Genomic DNA, 14,932 nt, shown 5'->3' with positions numbered 1-14,932 from the left:
ACAGGAGCATCCATGTCCTTCCAGGCGTACCTCGACAAGGTCGAGACCCAGACAGGCCTCACCCCTCGCCAGTTCATCGAACTCGCCAAGGAGCAGGGGTTCGACGAGACGACCAAGTCGACGGTCGTGCTCAACTGGCTCAAGCAGGACTACAGCCTCGGGCACGGCCATGCCCAGGCGATGGTCCACGTGATCCTCAAAGGGCCGAAGATCAGCGACAAGCACGTCGGCAAGGGCGGCGCGCATGGCGATGCGTCCGACACGCTCTGGCTCGACGGCAAAGACAGCAACCCGAACGCCTGACCCGAACACCTGATCGCATCACCCGGCAGCTGTAGAAGAGAGAGCATCATGGCAGTCCGCGTCGATCTCAACGTCTCCCTCGACGGATTCGCGACCACCACCGATCAGACACCCGAGAAGCCGTTCGGTGACGACTGGCCGCGTCTGGTCGCGGCGTATGCGGCCACGCGCACATTCCGCACCCGCGTGCTGGGCGACGACTCCGGCGCGGGCACGACGGGCGTCGATGAGAAGTACGCCCACGCCTACTTCGAAGGCATCGGCGCCGAGATCATGGGGGCAGGCATGTTCGGTCTGCACCAGAATCCGGATGACCCGGAGTGGCGCGGATGGTGGGGCGACGAGCCCCCCTTCCATGTGCCGGTCTTCGTGCTCACGCACACCCGTCGCGACCCGATCGAGTTCGCGAACGGCACGGTCTTCCACTTCGTCGATGCGGCGCCGGAAGAGATCCTGCCGCGCGCGATCGACGCGGCCGGCAGCGACGACGTGCGCATCGGCGGCGGCATCGACGTCGTGAGGCAGTTCCTCCGCGCGGGGCTGGTCGACCGGGTGCACCTGGCCGTCGCTCCGCTCGTGCTGGGCAGCGGCGAGCGCATCTGGGACGGCCTTCGCGGCATCGAGAACGGCTACGACGTCGAGTCGGAGGTCGCCGAGTCGGGTGTCACGCACCTGACCTTCCGCCGCGACTGACGTCGCGCCCCGCAGGCGTCCATCGGCGCCCCCAGTAGGATTCCCTGCGTGGCAGCATCCTCGAAGCGCAAGAAGAATCAGACCCGTGTCAGCGGCAACCCCGCGAAGCGGGCGAGCGGCAATCCGGCCAGTCAGGCCGTCATCGACGCAGGCCCGGTGACGCTCGGCGACTGGATCGGCGCCGCTCGTCTGCGCACCCTCCCACTCGCCGTCGCCCCGGTCGTGATCGGCACCGGCGCCGCACGCAGCACCGGCCCGGAGTTCCACTGGGTGATCGCGCTGGCATGCCTCGCGGTCGCCGTGCTGCTGCAGATCGGCGTCAACTTCGCGAACGACTACAGCGACGGCATCCGCGGCACCGATGCCGTGCGAGTCGGACCGGCCCGCCTCACGGCATCCGGTCGTGTGAAGCCGCGCACCGTGCTCGTCGCCGCGCTGGTGTTCTTCGCGCTCGCAGCGGCGGTCGGGCTCGCGATCGTGATCCGCACCGAGCAGTGGTGGATGCTGGCGATCGGCGCGGCGTGCATCGTCGCCGCCTGGTTCTACACCGGCGGCAAGCGGCCCTATGGCTACAACGCTCTCGGCGAGGTCTTCGTCTTCATCTTCTTCGGACTCGTCGCGACGCTCGGCACCACGTGGGTGCAGGTCTTCGAGCTGCCGCAGCAGGCCTGGCTCGGTGCCATCGCCGCCGGCCTCTTCGCCTGTGCGGTGCTGCTCGCCAACAACCTGCGCGACATCGACCAGGATCGCCTGGTCGGCAAGCGCACCCTGACGGTGCTGATCGGCAAGCGCGCGACACAGGTGCTGTTCACCCTGTTCGTGATCGTGCCCTTCGGCATCCTCGCGTTCATCGCACTGCTGTACCCGATCGCGTGGATCGGACTGCTCGCGCTGCTCGCCGGGCTTCCGGCCATCCTGATCGTCTGGACCTACCGCCAGGCGAAGGAGCTGGTCACCGCTCTCGCTCTGACGTCGCTGACCGCGCTGCTCTACGCCGGTGCGTTCTTCTGGGCGCTCGCCGGCTGAACCGGCACCCGACCTGACAGCGGGGCCGGGATCCGGTCAGTCTCGCGGCGCCGGCTTCGGGGCGCCGGTCTCGCCGGCGATCGCCTCGTCCTCGGCATCCGCATCGGCCTGTTCGGCCGAGCTGCGACCCCCGCGACGCTCGACGATCCGCGCCGAAGCGTCGGTGAGAGGTCGGCGCAGGAACAGCATCGAGATGCTCATGCCGATGAGGGCGGCGAAGATCGCGGCGAGCCACCAGTACTCACGGAAGATCGGGAAGAAGAACCACATGATCGCGAGCGGCACGAGGAAAGCCAGCAGGCGCAGCACGGTGTAGACGAGGAAAGGTGCACGGTTCTTCACCCGGACAGTCTACGTTCGCGAGCTGAGGCGTCTGCTGTCAGTCGTCGAGGCCGAGCACCTGGAACGGGATGCCGCGCACGACGCGCTTCCAGGGGTGCTCGCCGAGCGACCACAGCAGCTTCGCGTCCAGGTCGAGGGCGAGATCCTCGCAGCCGACGGGAAGCGGCACCCGATCGCGCACCAGGGCATCGCGGCCGCCGGTCCACAGGGCGCCGGGGCGCATCCCGTCGGACTGCGAGACGAAGTGCCGGTCGCCCCACCGCGCCGCCCCCTGCATCTGCGTGATGCCGGGGGTGAAGCGGCTCTCTTCGCGGAATCCGTCGTCCTCGGAGTCGGGCACCGTGAACTCCGCGATCCGCCCCTTGTCGTCCTTCGTGTACTCGCCGATCAGCACTCGACGCAGGGGCGCGCCGTCGTCATCGAACACGCGGCCGAGATACGAGCAGCGCAGCTCGATCGGATGCACGCGGGTGCGCACCGCGACGAGAGCGGTGGCGCGCAGTCCCCGCCCGCGTGCACCGGCGACGCGTCGCGCCTCGGCGCCCCGCACGCGGCGGATGTCGGCGAGGTCGAACTCCCAGATGCCTCGACCCGTCGCCGCGACGAACAGCCGATCGTCGAACCACGCGAGGCCGCCGGCGTGGATGGGGGCGGGCTGCAGCTCGCCGTGCTCTTCGAACGCGAGCAGCACGTCGAGATGGCGAGAGCGTTCGAGGTCGACGAACGCGACCCGAGACGCCAGGTGATGACCGTCGAGCTGTTGACGGAACCAGCTCACGGCGAGTGTCCGGCGACCGTGCCACAGACCGAGGTCGATGCCCTGCGGATACCAGCGGCGGGTCCAGGTGCGGGCGCTCAGCCACCGCAGGTCGACCGTGGTGCGGCGCTTCTGGCGCACCGGGCGCCAGGTGGTTCCGAACGGCCAGAGCATGCACCCATCGTCGCCGATCGCAGGGCGAGGTGCGAATCGGCCACGGGCGCCGGTGCGGCGGCGGATATCGCGTCACCCCGTGTTCACCCGCTGGCCCCCGATCGGCAACGAGCGCCTGAGAGCATTCCGAGACCGTCGACCCGGGGGAGTTCTGTGCGCACACCGCTCGTCACCGTCATCCTGCCCGCCAAGGACGCAGGCGCCTACATCGGCACGACGCTCGAGACGCTGACACGGCAGTTCGACGACCCCGCCTCGCTCAAGCTCGTGGCGATCGACGACGGGTCGCGCGACGACACCGGCACGCTGATGCGGCGATACGCCGAGCGGTTCCCGCACGCCGAGGTCATCGTCAACCCGCGGCCGAAAGGGCTCGCGAGTGCCCGCAACCAGGGGCTCGAGCATGTCGAGGGCGACGCGTTCTGCTTCCTCGACGGAGACGACTGGATGCAGCCGCAACGGCTCTCGGTGCTGGCCCGGCGGCTGAGCGAGCTCCGCTGCGATCTCCTGCGCACCGACCACGTCACCGTGAAGGCAGGCGTGCGCACCCTCGTGCCTGCGCCGTACCCCTGGCGTGAAGCGGTCGGCTCACCCCGGGACGCGATCCTGCCCGACAACGAGCCCACCATGGTCGACTACCCGTTCGCGTGGGCCGGGATCCTGCACCGCCGCCTGATCGACGACGGCCTCGCGCAGTTCACACCCGGCCTCTTCACCGCCGAGGATCGTCCGTGGATCTGGCGCCTGCACCTGCAGGCCCGATCGTTCGCGGTGGTCGACGCCCCTGCGCTGCTCTACCGCCGGGGGGTGTCGACATCGCTCACGCAGGTGCGCGACCGGCGACAGCTCGATTTCGTGCGTGCGATGGACGAGGTCCTCGACATCGTGGGCGCGGATGCCGAGTCCGACAGGTTCCTGCCGAAGGCGGTGTGGAGTGTGATGGCGCTCACCTCCCGGCATCTCGTGCGGTCGAGGAGGATGACCCCGTCGCTGCGCAGGGAGATGCGCACAGGCCTGCGCGGATTGCTCGCCCGTCTGCCGGAGGGGGAGGCATCGGCCGTGCTGTCGCGTCTCGACGGACCCCGCCGCCGCGTGCTCGCTCCCCTGCTGCGCACTGTCGGGGTTGTGGCATGACGCAGCTCTTCGCGGTGCACAGCGCCTACGGGCTGGCCACCGCGGCCGGTGCGCTCGACGGCGGGCTGCTCGGCGATCACGGCGAGCGCATCCTCGTCCCGTTCGTGTCATCGCGAGTGCCCGAGACATCGGTGAGCATCGCCGCAGACCCCGCGCTGGTGAGCCTCCGCGACAGGTTCGACCGCATCGAAGATCTCGACGCGCTGCTCGGCCCCCTGCATCCGAGCTCGTGGAAACCCCAGGCCGCCGATCTGCCGCTGCTGCGCCGGCTGCTGATCCGAGCGTGGGGGATCGATCCGGGCGACCTCGAACTGCTCGTGCAGAGCCCTCAGGTCGCCCCGGCGCGCACCCTGATGCAGCTCTTCCCTCACGCGCGGCTCACGATCATCGGCGACGGGCTGATGACGTATTCGCCGATGCGGGTGCGGATGCCGCACACGGTGACCGCTCGGATCGGCCGCGTCGTGCACGCCGACGTGGTGCCGGGACTGACGCCGTTGGTGGGTTCGCCCACCGCGACGCCCGTGCCGGTCTCACCCGACCTGTTCCACGCCGTGCTCGCCGAGACCGCGGCTGCGGTGGATGACACCGCAGACCTCGAGAGCGCTCTCGACGGCGAGTCGACGGTGCTCGTGCTCGGGCAGTACCTGTCGGCGCTCGGACTGGTCAGCGAGGGCGAGGAGATCGCCCTGCAGAAGGAGATGATCGACCGCGCGGCGACCCGGCGACCGCAGCACATCGTCTTCAAGCCGCACCCCGCCGCACCGCCTCGGCTGAGCGACGCGCTGCGCGACAGGGCACAGATGCACGGCATCGACTTCCGCGAGTACCGCGGCGCGCTCGCCGCGGAGGTGCTCGCCGAACGACTCGATGCGACAGCCGTCATCGCGGGGTTCTCCACCGCCCTGCCGACCGTGCAGGCGCTCTACGGTCGTGAGATCGATGCGGTCGGGGCCGACACCGTGCTCGCGCGGCTGACTCCGTATGAGAACAGCAATCGAGTGCCGGCGACGATCGTCGATGCGCTCACGCGCGCAGACTCCCCGTATCGCGATCCCGAGCGCCTGCAGCTGCTGATCGACGCGGTCGGGTATGCCATGCAGCCCGTGGTCGCCGGGCACCTGCGCGGTCGAGCCGAGCAGCTGCTGACCGGCATCCGTCCCGCTGATCGAGACCGGTACTTCGCACCCGAGAGGCTGGCGGAGCTGCGGCTGCCAGGGGCGCCGCGCGAGACGGTCGTGCGACGTGCGCTGCGCCCGGTGGGCGGGATCGGCCGGGTGGAGCAGGCCAGGCTCACGGTGCTCGCGGCGCGACGCAGACTCGCACGCGCGTGGCGCGTGCTCAGGGGACGATGACGACGATGACGACGATGACGGGCGATGACGGCGACGACGGCGATGGGACGAGAGACATGACCGCAGAACAGCACTCGACGGATGTCGGCAGGGTCGTCGCGATCATCCCGGCACGGGGTGGATCGAAGGGCGTGCCGCGCAAGAACCTGCGCCGTGTCGGCGGTGTGCCTCTCGTCGAACGCGCGGTGCGCACCGCGCGCGAGACCGATGGCATCGACCTCGTGGTCGTCTCGACCGATGACGACGAGATCGCTGCGGTGAGCGAGGCGGCCGGTGCGAGAGTCGTGCGGCGACCGGCAGAGATCTCCGGCGACACGGCCTCGTCGGAGTCTGCGATCCTGCACGCGTTGGACGTGCTCGATGCCGAAGGAGAGCCCGCCGACGTGGTGGCGTTCCTGCAGGCGACATCGCCGTTCATCCCGCGGGGCGCCCTGTCCGGTGCTGTCCGCGAGGTGCGCGAGGGAACCGCTGACAGCATGTTCGCCGCCCACGAGACCTACGGATTCCTGTGGTCGCACGGCGGCGCAGCACGGCTTGGCCGAGCAGGACAGACGGATGCCGGCGCGGCCGTCGCACTCAACCACGATGCCGCGCATCGCCCCCGGCGTCAGGACCGCGAGCCGCACTTCCTCGAGACGGGCGCGTTCTACGTGTTCCGAGCAGACGGCTTCCGCGAGGCGGAGCACCGCTTCTTCGGTCGCATCCGCATCGCCGAAGTGCCGGAATGGACCGCGATCGAGATCGACGACGAGCAGCAGCTCCGCATCGCCCGCGCGCTCGCAGCCCTTCATGAGAGCCCGGAGCGGGTGCCGGTGCGAGCGATCGTCACCGACTTCGACGGCGTGCACACCGACGACACCGCGACGGTCGACGCCGACGGCATAGAACGGGTGCGGGTGAGCCGCGAGGACGGCATGGGGGTGTCGCTGCTGCGGCGTGCCGGGATCCCGATGCTCATCCTCTCGACCGAGGTCAACGCCGTCGTGCGGGCTCGGGCCGACAAGCTCCGCGTGCCCGTTCTGCACGGCATCGAAGACAAGGAGTCGGCTCTGCGCGGCTGGGCGGAGGAGGTCGGCATCCCGCTCGCCGACATCGCCTACCTGGGCAACGACGTCAACGATCTGCCTGCCCTGCGAATCGTCGGCTGGCCCGTCGCGGTGGCCGATGCGCATCCGCTCGTGCTCGAAGCGGCCCGCGTCGTGCTCAGCCGCAGCGGCGGTCACGGTGCCGTCCGAGAGCTGATCGAACGAGTGTTGCCCGCCTGACCGGTGCCGGTAACCCTCCTGACGTGTGGCGTTCACCATCGGCGCGTACTCAGGAGAGAAGGCCATTTCGACGACCGGAGGAACCATGACTGTCAGCATCGGCTCACGCGTGATCGGCGGCGGCCACCCCGCCTATGTCATCGCGGAGATCGGCCTAAACCACAACGGCGACGTCGACATCGCCAAGCGCCTGATCGACGTGGCGGCGAAGGCGGGGGCCGACGCCGTGAAGTTCCAGAAGCGCACCCCCGAGATCTCCACCCCCGAGCACATGCGTGATGTTCCGCGGGAGACGCCGTGGGGCACCATGAGCTACCTCGACTACCGCCGCCGTGTGGAATTCGGCCGCGACGAGTACATCGCCATCGGCGACCACGCCACGATGCTCGGACTCGACTGGTTCGCGTCGCCGTGGGACGTGCCCAGCGTCGGCTTCCTCGAAGACCTCAACGTCGTGGCGCACAAGGTCGCCTCGGCGAGCCTGACCGACACCGAGCTGCTCGTCGCCCTGCGCGAGACGGGCAAGCCGATCATCCTCTCGACGGGCATGTCGACGATCGAGCAGATCGACCGGGCCCTCGCCACACTCGGCACCGACCGCGTCGTGCTCATGCACGCCACGTCGACCTACCCGCTCGAGCCCGAAGAGGCCAACCTCCGGGCGATCGCCACGCTCCGCGACCGTTACCCCGGCATCCCCGTCGGCTACTCGGGTCACGAGCGCGGTCTGCAGATCTCTCTCGCCGCCGTCGCGATCGGCGCCGTCGCGGTCGAGCGCCACATCACGCTCGATCGCACGATGTGGGGCTCCGACCACGCGGCGTCCCTCGAGCCCACCGGCCTCGAGCACCTCGTGCGCGACATCCGGGTGATCGAGACGGCTCTGGGCGATGGCGTCAAGCGCGTCTTCGACAGCGAGCGTGCGCCCATGGCGAAGCTGCGTCGCGTCTCGGCATGACCGCATCGGGCGCACTGCGGGTCGTCGCGATCGCCGACGCGGACTCGTTCGTGAAATGGTCGGCATCGCTGCTCGGCAGTGTGCCCGGCATCCGTTCGCATCTGCTGCTGGTGCAGACGCCGCTGACCGCGAGCGTCGATCAGCAGCGCACGGCGCTGGCGGGCACCGGGATGCTGGCCGACGACGTCACCCGCATCGGGTTCGGGCAGGCCGCCGCGTGGCTCGAGGGGCAGCGACCCGATGTGGTCCTGCTCGCCGGACGCGGGCCGTTCGTGCGACTGATGGGGCGACTGATCGACGCGCTCTCGCACCGCCCGGTTGTCGTCGCCGGCCTGCCGGGGATGGCGATCCCTGCGCAGCGCGGCGCCCTGGACTACCGCCGTCACGCCGACCTGCTCGTCGTGCACTCGCATCGTGAGGAACGTGCGTTCGCCGAGCTGGGCCGGCGGATCGGCGTGCAGGTGCCGACGGCGCTGGCCACGCTGCCGTTCGCCCGCTCTCGATCGCGGATGCTCGCCGCCGACCGTGCCCGCGTGCTCGCCGCCGACGCGGGGCACCCTGCAGGCACCCTCATCGCTGACCGACCGCCGGCTCCGAGCGCCGTGCGGATGCCGGCCACCGACGTCGTGTTCGCTGCGCAGGCCCTGGTACCGGTCGGCCGGGAAGAACGGGCGGAGATCGCTGCGACCCTCGTGCGCGCCGCGGAGGCCGACCCGAGCCGCCGAGTCGTCATCAAGCTGCGTTCGCGTCCGGGGGAGTCCGAGACCCACCTCGAGCGCGACCCCTATCTCGAGCTGCTGCCGACCCGGAGACCGGACAACCTCGTCGTGTCGTACTCTTCGATGGCTGCCGCGCTGTCGACGGCCGCGGGGCTCGTCACCGTCAGCTCGACCGCGGCCGTGGAAGCAGTCGCGCTCGGTGTGCCCGTCATCGCGCTCGATTCGTTCGGAGTCAGCAAGAGCCTGCTCAACACCGTCTTCGTCGGCAGCGGCCTTCTCGGCGGGCGCAACGAGGTCGTGGCCGGTCGATTCCGGCATCCGCACCCTGCCTGGCTGCGCGACAACTACTTCCACCCGGCGGCCGAGTCGACCTGGTGGAACCACGTCGAGCAGCTCGTCGCTCTGCGCCGGGCCGGTGCTCTGCCGGCGAAGCTCGTCCCCGCCGCCCGTGGAGGGAAGCTGCACGAGGCATGGCACCGCGCGAGTGTGCTCGGCTCGAAGGACCGCACGCTCGGCGGCACCGCTGCGCTCGCCCTCGGAGTGCCCGCGACGACCCTGCTCGCTGCGGTGCGCCGCGGACGCTCATCCGGCGACGGAGCGACCTGGGCCGACGCGAGCACCGACTTCACGCTGGAGCCGAACCCGTTCCACGACTCGATCCGGCGCTGATCACGCCGGATCGAGTCGCTGCCGCATCAGCTGCTGCGACGGATCGCCCGCACTCCCACCACGAGTCCGACGGCGGCGACGGCGAGAGCCGAGACCCAGCCCCAGAGCACTGTCGGGTCGCCGAGGTCGCCGCCGAACAGCGCCCGTTCGGCCTGCACCACCCAGTTGACCGGGTTGACCGATGCGACCGCCCGCATCCAGGCGGGGCCGTCGTCGAGCGGCAGCAGCATGCCCGAGAGGATCAGCAGCGGGAAGATCAGCGACTGCTGGACTCCCCAGAACAGCCACTCGCGGTCCTTCGTGGCCAACGCCAGCGAGTAAGACAGCGATCCGAGTCCGACGCCGAAGACCGCCAGAAGCGCGAGCCCGATGAGCAGGCCAGGCACGTTGATCGCGAATCCGAACGGCCACGCGATCAGCACGATGATCAGTGCCTGCACCACGATGGGCGCGATCTCCTTGAGTGCGCGACCCACGAGCAGCGATGATCGGGCGAGCGGAGCGACCAGAGTGCGCTCGTGCGAGCCGGTCATCATCTCGTATTGCAGGTTCGAACCCGTCGCCCCGGTGCCGAACAGCACGATCATCACGAGCACGCCGGGCACGAACCAGGCGAGGGTCTCTCCGGCCGGTCGACCGGAACCGCCTATCAGGAGCGGCGCGAACAGGCCGAGGAACACGAGCGGCTGCAGCAGGCTGAAGATCAGAGTGAACGGGTCGCGCAGCACCGGCTTGAGCTCGCGGGTCAGCACGTTCCTGGTGTCGCGCACGAGGTTCGCGCGCACGAGGGTGTCGGTCGTGGTGGTCATGAGAGGACTCCTGTCTTGTCGTTCTCGGCCCCTGTCGCGGCGTCGGATTCGGATGCATCGGCGCTGCCTTCGCCTGCTTCGCGCAGCGTGCGCCCGGTCAGGGCGAGGAAGACGTCGTCGAGGGTGGGCGGGACGCCGGTCGCTCGACGCACGAGGATGCCGGCGGCATCCAGTTCGCGAACGATCACCGGCAGCAGCCGGTCGCCGTCCGGCACGGCCAGCGACAGCGAGTCGCCGTCGAGCGACACCGCCGCTGCGCTGAGACGAGCGACGACGGCGCGGGCATCAGCGGCATCGGCGTCGTTCGCGAACCCGAAGGTGAGCACGTCTCCGGCAAGCGTCGCCTTGAGCGCTGTCGCGTCGTCGTCGGCGATGATGCGGCCCTTGTCCATGACCATCACCCGCTCGGCATACCGGTCGGCCTCTTCGAGATAGTGCGTGGTCAGGAAGACGGTCGTGCCGTGCTGGGTGCGCAGGTCGAGGATGTGCTCCCACAGGTTGGCTCTGCTCTGCGGGTCGAGGCCGGTCGACGGCTCGTCCAAGAAGATCAGCGGCGGCGCGTGCATGAGGCCGAGCGCGATGTCGAGCCGGCGCTTCTGCCCTCCGCTGAGCTGCTGAACCGTGCGGGTCGCGAAAGAGGAGAGATCGAGCGACTCGATCAGCTCATCGGCGCGACGGATGCTGTCGCGTCGGCTCATGCCGTAGAACGCGCCCTGGCTGAGCAGCTCATCGCGCACCCGCTGCGAGAAGCTGCCGCTTGTGAGCTGCCCGACGTAGCCGATGCGGGCGCGCACTCCTGCAGCATCCGTCCGGATGTCGTGGCCGACGACGCGGGCGGTCCCCGAGGTCGGCGGGATGAGCGTCGTCAGCATCCGCAGGCTCGTGGACTTGCCCGCGCCGTTCGGACCGAGGAACGCGACGAGCTCGCCGCGCACCGCAGTGAAGGAGAGGTCGGTGACCGCTTCGACCGACGTCTTCTTGACGGTGAAGACCTTGGTGAGGCCTTCGGTTTCGATGATGGATTCGTTCGACATGCTCAGAGAGTACGAACCAACCAGGACACATCCTGTCCGCAATCTCTGAGATTCTGGAGACATGTCCGACACCACCACCCGAGCCCTCTCTCTGCTCAACCTGCTGCAGACGCACCGGCACTGGCCCGGCACGGAACTCGCGAGCAGGCTCGGCGTCACCGAGCGCACGGTGCGCCGCGATGTCGATCGGCTGCGGGAGCTGGGGTACCGGGTGGAGTCGACGCCCGGCGCTGCGGGCGGATACCGTCTCGAGGCCGGAAGCGCCGTGCCCCCGCTGCTGCTCACGGATGACGAGGCGGTGACCATGGCGATCGGGCTTCGCGTCGCGGCGACGCAGCAGCTCGTCGGCGGAGCGGAGGTGACCCTGACGGCGCTCGCGAAGCTCGAGCAGGTGCTGCCGTCGGCGCTGCGTCAGCGGGTCAACGCGCTCGCCGCCGCCGTGCAGCCGCCGCGCATCGGTGATGCGCCGGTCGTCTCGCCTGTCGTGCTGGGGGAGATCGCTCTCGCGACCCGCGACCATGAACGTCTGCGGATGCGTTACGTAGACGGGGCCGGCGCCGAGAGCGTCCGTCGGGTCGAGCCGCACGCGCTCGCTCCCTCCGGCCGCAAGTGGTTCCTGCTGTGCTGGGACCTCGATCGTGATGACTGGCGCACGTTTCGCGTCGACCGGATCGTCTCGGTCGAGCACACCAGGGTGCTGTTCACCCGACGCGAGATCACCACTGAAGAGGTCGACGAGCGTGTGCTCATCGCCGCGTCGTGGTCGCCGCAGAAGATCGAGGCGGATGCCGTGATGCAGCTGCCGTTCCCCGAGATGCAGGACATGTTCGGACCGTGGTCGGAGGGGGCGACGCCCGAGGGCGACGACCGCACGCGTTGGCCGTTCGGCGGCTCGGACTGGCGTGAGGCGATGTACGCGCTTCTGTGGATCCCCGAGGGAGTCGACTACACGACGAGCTTCCCCGAGCCGCATCGGGCGGAACTCAGGGAGTCGGTGGAGCGGCTGCTGCGGGCCCTCGATGCGCCTGCGCCCGAGCCGAGCGCCTAGGAGCGGGGCGCGGCGATCGACGGCGGGTCCGGGTCGTTCCACCGCTGGAACGTCTGCACCCACCAGAACGCCGCGAACAGGACCAGGGCGACAGCCTCGCCGATGAGGACGACCGGTGTCTCGCCGAAGACCTGGCGGAAGACGACTGCGGCGACCAGCAGTACGAGGTCGGCGATCAGCAGCCCCGTGATCCATCGATAGATCGACCGCTGGCGAGGAGAGGGCGGGGTCTCTCCGGGGTCGAGCGGGCCGCGCGAATAGAGGATCGGAACTGCCGCGAACACACCGAAGAAGATCAGGGTGACGACGAAGTGGATGCTGTTCACGGGCCAGAAATTGAAGGGGAAGTGCTCGTTGAGCGCCGGCGCGAACGCGAGGGCCGTGACCACTGCGGCCGTGACGAGCGCGATCGCCGACACCAGCACGGCTGCCCGGTTGGGGGTGCGCGTGCGGCGGCGGATCACCGCCGTCGTGATCACCACGGCCACCACCACCACGGCGTAGACCGCGATCCCGGCCTTGGCGCTGCCGACGTATCCCGCAGGGATACAGTCCGTGGCGACCGGGCACGGAATGTGACCGACCGCACGAGTGTCGGCCAGCCCGGTCGGAACGATCGCGATGAGCGGCGCGAAGACGGCGCACACGTCGAGCAGAGTCGTCGCGCGACTGCGCCCGGAGAGAGCGAGCAGGACGACGGAGACCGCGAGCAGCGCGCCGACGAAGACGTCGCGGGCCGGAGTGTAGATCGCGTGGCTGATCGAGTGCAGCGGATTCCACCCGAACATCAGTGGCTCCCACATCACGACGACGCTCTGCAGTGCGACGCCGACGAGCAGCGCGAACACGATCAGCACCAGCGAGAGGCGGAGGTGGCGATGGGTCTTCTGCGGGGTCGTCGCGGGGCTGTCAACGGCTGCCATGTTCGCGACGCTACACCGCGCGTCGGACGCCGGCGTGTGACGCGGCGTGACGGTTCATGTCATGCGCGGACTCACTCTGTCAATCCCCGCAACGATCCTCGCCTTCCCGGTCACGGCCGGGTAGCGTCATTCCCATCGCGGCGATCCGGGCGGTCCCGGGCCTCAGTTCATACCTGAAGGCGTTGCGGGTTCGACTCCCGCCGTCGCGTCCACTTGCTGAACGAGGACGGTCACTCCAGTGCGTTGACTGCCGCGTCGATCCGGGAAGCCATCACTCGCACCGAGAGGGTGTCGGCGCCGCGCGCGGCTGCATACTGAGGCAGCTCCGCGAGAACCGGCTGCAGGCGCCCCAGGAACGCCCGCGCCGCTGGGCGCTTGACCTGGAACAGGCTGAGCGCATCCTTCGACGTGAACGAGTCGAGCCCGAGGTCACGGCTTCCCAGAAGCGCGAGCTGATGCTCGTCACCGTCGTCGAGCGGTTCGGGATTCACGTCGAATGCGGGAGCGAGCTTCCAGTCGGTGGCACGGCGGAGGAACCCGTGGTTTCGGAGATGATCATCGAGGTTGCCGATGAGTGCGCCGAATACCGCTCGCCGCCACAACTCGGTCGTGTCCGATCCGGAGAGTTGCGCGAAGTCGACGACGTCGACCCAGTCCCCTCTCTCGCCGTCTGCGGCTTCGAGGGCCGTCATCGCGGAGATGTAGGGAATACGGGTTCCGTCGTCCCGACGATCGAATCGCTGAAGGAACAGGACGGTGCGCTCAGCGCCGTCGACGACCACGCTCTTCGTCTTGTGGCGAGGAGTGTCGATGCCGACCTTGCTCATCGCGTCGAGCGTGGCGGCCTCCCACGCGATCACATTCCAGTCATCGCCGACGGGTTTGGGGAATTTCGCCATCCACAGGTCGGCTCCGATCCGCACATTCGCCTTCGGACGGGCACCGCCCAACGATCCGGTCGCTCGGAACAGGCGCCGCACTCCGACATCGTCGATGTCCGTCTCGCCGCGCTCGATCTGATCGGCGACGTGGATGATGTCAGACAGATCGGCATCGACCGGAACCCCATCGCCAGAGGTCACGGCGACGCCGTCTGCCCAGAAGCGCGTCGCGCCCTGACGGCCTTCATCGTTGACACCGAACATGAGGGTGAGCTCGTCGAGTCGACGGCCGGACGCCCGATTCTGGACCTTCCGCCCCCAGGTGTCCGGGGCGGAATCGCTGAACGGGTTGACCGGAAGCAGCGGTTGGGCACCGGGGAACAATCCCAATGCAGGGGACAGCGCGAAGGCTTCTCGCATTCGCAGGTAGGCGGAGTCGTACTCGAACGAGCCGGAAGATCGGGTGCGGTAGATCCTGCCCGCAAGCACTTCGGTGCGTCCGATGACCGTCGTCACCTCGTACTGATCAGTCATCGGTGCGCACGCGGACGCGTTCGGGGAGCTTCTCGTCGACAAGCAGTCGGCCGCGTTCAGTGGTGAACGGATCTGTCGCGCTCACGACAGCATCCATCAGCCCCAGAACCCGCATGACGCGGAGCATGATCTCCATAGTCGTGCCGTCGCCGTTCTCGAGCTTGCTGATCGTCGGCGGCGTGGTTCCGGCCCGCTCCGCCACCATCTTCGCAGTCAGCCCGAGGAGCTTTCGCTGATTCGCGAGATTCTCGCCGATCGCGCGCAGGGAGCGCTTCACGGGAATGGGTGTCGTCGACATGGGGCAAGTT

General features: G+C 69.1%; 16 protein-coding genes and 1 tRNA gene. 10 read left to right on the top strand and 7 right to left on the bottom strand.

The window, feature by feature from the left end; all coding sequences use genetic code 11:
• The first annotated feature begins 12 nt into the window (after positions 1-12).
• Genes ACIP5T_RS17515 through ACIP5T_RS17505 form a run of 3 tightly spaced genes read left to right on the top strand, consistent with a single transcriptional unit; the run spans position 13 to position 2,022 of the window.
• Positions 13-303 carry a DUF4287 domain-containing protein gene (locus ACIP5T_RS17515; protein WP_201471201.1) on the top strand — a complete coding sequence of 97 codons (291 nt, stop codon included), beginning with the start codon at positions 13-15 and terminating at the stop codon, positions 301-303.
• Between the two features lie 45 nt (positions 304-348).
• Positions 349-996, top strand: a complete 648-nt coding sequence (locus ACIP5T_RS17510; protein ID WP_400867007.1) for a dihydrofolate reductase family protein — start codon at positions 349-351, stop codon at positions 994-996.
• A gap of 48 nt (positions 997-1,044) precedes the next feature.
• Positions 1,045-2,022 carry a 1,4-dihydroxy-2-naphthoate polyprenyltransferase gene (locus ACIP5T_RS17505; protein WP_400866289.1) on the top strand — a complete coding sequence of 326 codons (978 nt, stop codon included), beginning with the start codon at positions 1,045-1,047 and terminating at the stop codon, positions 2,020-2,022.
• A gap of 36 nt (positions 2,023-2,058) precedes the next feature.
• Here the strand turns inward: ACIP5T_RS17505 and ACIP5T_RS17500 are convergent, their stop codons facing one another.
• Positions 2,059-2,364 carry a DUF4229 domain-containing protein gene (locus tag ACIP5T_RS17500; protein ID WP_400866286.1) on the bottom strand — a complete coding sequence of 102 codons (306 nt, stop codon included), beginning with the start codon at positions 2,362-2,364 and terminating at the stop codon, positions 2,059-2,061.
• A 37-nt stretch (positions 2,365-2,401) separates the two neighbouring features.
• Positions 2,402-3,295, bottom strand: coding sequence for a hypothetical protein (locus ACIP5T_RS17495; RefSeq protein ID WP_400866283.1), 894 nt, complete (start codon positions 3,293-3,295; stop codon positions 2,402-2,404).
• Positions 3,296-3,448: 153 nt separating this feature from the next.
• Between ACIP5T_RS17495 and ACIP5T_RS17490 the strand changes: the two genes are divergently transcribed.
• The 5 genes from ACIP5T_RS17490 (at position 3,449) to ACIP5T_RS17470 (ending at position 9,395) form a co-directional block, all read left to right on the top strand.
• Positions 3,449-4,429: a glycosyltransferase family 2 protein gene (locus tag ACIP5T_RS17490; protein ID WP_400866280.1), complete on the top strand. Its 981-nt coding sequence runs from the start codon at positions 3,449-3,451 to the stop codon at positions 4,427-4,429.
• Positions 4,426-5,784 (top strand): polysialyltransferase family glycosyltransferase, encoded by a 1,359-nt coding sequence (locus tag ACIP5T_RS17485; protein WP_400866278.1) that lies wholly within the window; start codon positions 4,426-4,428, stop codon positions 5,782-5,784. The genes ACIP5T_RS17490 and ACIP5T_RS17485 overlap by 4 nt, the downstream gene beginning before the upstream one ends.
• Before the next feature lie 56 nt (positions 5,785-5,840).
• A complete protein-coding gene (locus tag ACIP5T_RS17480; RefSeq protein WP_400867004.1) occupies positions 5,841-7,049 on the top strand; it encodes a cytidylyltransferase domain-containing protein in 1,209 nt (402 codons plus the stop codon).
• A gap of 85 nt (positions 7,050-7,134) precedes the next feature.
• A complete protein-coding gene (locus tag ACIP5T_RS17475; protein ID WP_400866275.1) occupies positions 7,135-8,007 on the top strand; it encodes an N-acetylneuraminate synthase family protein in 873 nt (290 codons plus the stop codon).
• Positions 8,004-9,395 (top strand): DUF6716 putative glycosyltransferase, encoded by a 1,392-nt coding sequence (locus tag ACIP5T_RS17470; protein WP_400866272.1) that lies wholly within the window; start codon positions 8,004-8,006, stop codon positions 9,393-9,395. Before ACIP5T_RS17475 ends, ACIP5T_RS17470 begins: the two co-directional genes overlap by 4 nt.
• 26 nt (positions 9,396-9,421) lie before the next feature.
• On the opposite strand, the gene ACIP5T_RS17465 is transcribed toward ACIP5T_RS17470, so the two are convergent.
• Both ACIP5T_RS17465 and ACIP5T_RS17460 read right to left on the bottom strand, forming a co-directional pair.
• Positions 9,422-10,204, bottom strand: coding sequence for an ABC transporter permease (locus ACIP5T_RS17465; protein WP_400866269.1), 783 nt, complete (start codon positions 10,202-10,204; stop codon positions 9,422-9,424).
• Positions 10,201-11,238 carry an ABC transporter ATP-binding protein gene (locus ACIP5T_RS17460; protein WP_400866266.1) on the bottom strand — a complete coding sequence of 346 codons (1,038 nt, stop codon included), beginning with the start codon at positions 11,236-11,238 and terminating at the stop codon, positions 10,201-10,203. Before ACIP5T_RS17460 ends, ACIP5T_RS17465 begins: the two co-directional genes overlap by 4 nt.
• Positions 11,239-11,299: 61 nt before the next feature.
• Between ACIP5T_RS17460 and ACIP5T_RS17455 the strand changes: the two genes are divergently transcribed.
• On the top strand, positions 11,300-12,286 hold the full coding sequence (locus tag ACIP5T_RS17455) for a helix-turn-helix transcriptional regulator (protein WP_400866264.1): 987 nt from the start codon (positions 11,300-11,302) through the stop codon (positions 12,284-12,286).
• Here ACIP5T_RS17455 and ACIP5T_RS17450 read toward each other — a convergent pair.
• On the bottom strand, positions 12,283-13,209 hold the full coding sequence (locus ACIP5T_RS17450; protein ID WP_400866261.1) for a hypothetical protein: 927 nt from the start codon (positions 13,207-13,209) through the stop codon (positions 12,283-12,285). The genes ACIP5T_RS17455 and ACIP5T_RS17450 overlap by 4 nt on opposite strands.
• Positions 13,210-13,345: 136 nt before the next feature.
• On the opposite strand from ACIP5T_RS17450, the gene ACIP5T_RS17445 reads away from it, so the two are divergent.
• Positions 13,346-13,421: transfer RNA gene (locus ACIP5T_RS17445), tRNA-Met, on the top strand.
• An 18-nt stretch (positions 13,422-13,439) separates the two neighbouring features.
• Here the strand turns inward: ACIP5T_RS17445 and ACIP5T_RS17440 are convergent.
• The gene (locus tag ACIP5T_RS17440; protein ID WP_400866258.1) at positions 13,440-14,624 is read right to left on the bottom strand and encodes a type II toxin-antitoxin system HipA family toxin; all 1,185 of its coding nucleotides are present in this window, start codon (positions 14,622-14,624) and stop codon (positions 13,440-13,442) included.
• Positions 14,617-14,922 (bottom strand): helix-turn-helix domain-containing protein, encoded by a 306-nt coding sequence (locus ACIP5T_RS17435; protein WP_400866255.1) that lies wholly within the window; start codon positions 14,920-14,922, stop codon positions 14,617-14,619. Before ACIP5T_RS17435 ends, ACIP5T_RS17440 begins: the two co-directional genes overlap by 8 nt.
• Positions 14,923-14,932: the final 10 nt, after the last annotated feature.

The sequence above is a fragment of the Microbacterium sp. NPDC088619 genome (genome assembly GCF_044752825.1).
Taxonomy (GTDB): domain Bacteria; phylum Actinomycetota; class Actinomycetes; order Actinomycetales; family Microbacteriaceae; genus Microbacterium.
Note: the sequence above shows the minus strand (reverse complement) of the source record. Positions and strands in the feature narration are given on the sequence as shown.

Coding starts and splice junctions, on each gene's coding strand:
- ACIP5T_RS17515 (WP_201471201.1), top strand. CDS start 13: ATGTCCTTCCAGGCGTACCTCGACAAGGTCGAGACCCAGACAGGCCTC.
- ACIP5T_RS17495 (WP_400866283.1), bottom strand. CDS start 3,295: ATGCTCTGGCCGTTCGGAACCACCTGGCGCCCGGTGCGCCAGAAGCGC.
- ACIP5T_RS17485 (WP_400866278.1), top strand. CDS start 4,426: ATGACGCAGCTCTTCGCGGTGCACAGCGCCTACGGGCTGGCCACCGCG.
- ACIP5T_RS17480 (WP_400867004.1), top strand. CDS start 5,841: ATGACCGCAGAACAGCACTCGACGGATGTCGGCAGGGTCGTCGCGATC.
- ACIP5T_RS17475 (WP_400866275.1), top strand. CDS start 7,135: ATGACTGTCAGCATCGGCTCACGCGTGATCGGCGGCGGCCACCCCGCC.
- ACIP5T_RS17470 (WP_400866272.1), top strand. CDS start 8,004: ATGACCGCATCGGGCGCACTGCGGGTCGTCGCGATCGCCGACGCGGAC.
- ACIP5T_RS17465 (WP_400866269.1), bottom strand. CDS start 10,204: ATGACCACCACGACCGACACCCTCGTGCGCGCGAACCTCGTGCGCGAC.
- ACIP5T_RS17460 (WP_400866266.1), bottom strand. CDS start 11,238: ATGTCGAACGAATCCATCATCGAAACCGAAGGCCTCACCAAGGTCTTC.
- ACIP5T_RS17455 (WP_400866264.1), top strand. CDS start 11,300: ATGTCCGACACCACCACCCGAGCCCTCTCTCTGCTCAACCTGCTGCAG.
- ACIP5T_RS17450 (WP_400866261.1), bottom strand. CDS start 13,209: ATGGCAGCCGTTGACAGCCCCGCGACGACCCCGCAGAAGACCCATCGC.
- ACIP5T_RS17440 (WP_400866258.1), bottom strand. CDS start 14,624: ATGACTGATCAGTACGAGGTGACGACGGTCATCGGACGCACCGAAGTG.
- ACIP5T_RS17435 (WP_400866255.1), bottom strand. CDS start 14,922: ATGTCGACGACACCCATTCCCGTGAAGCGCTCCCTGCGCGCGATCGGC.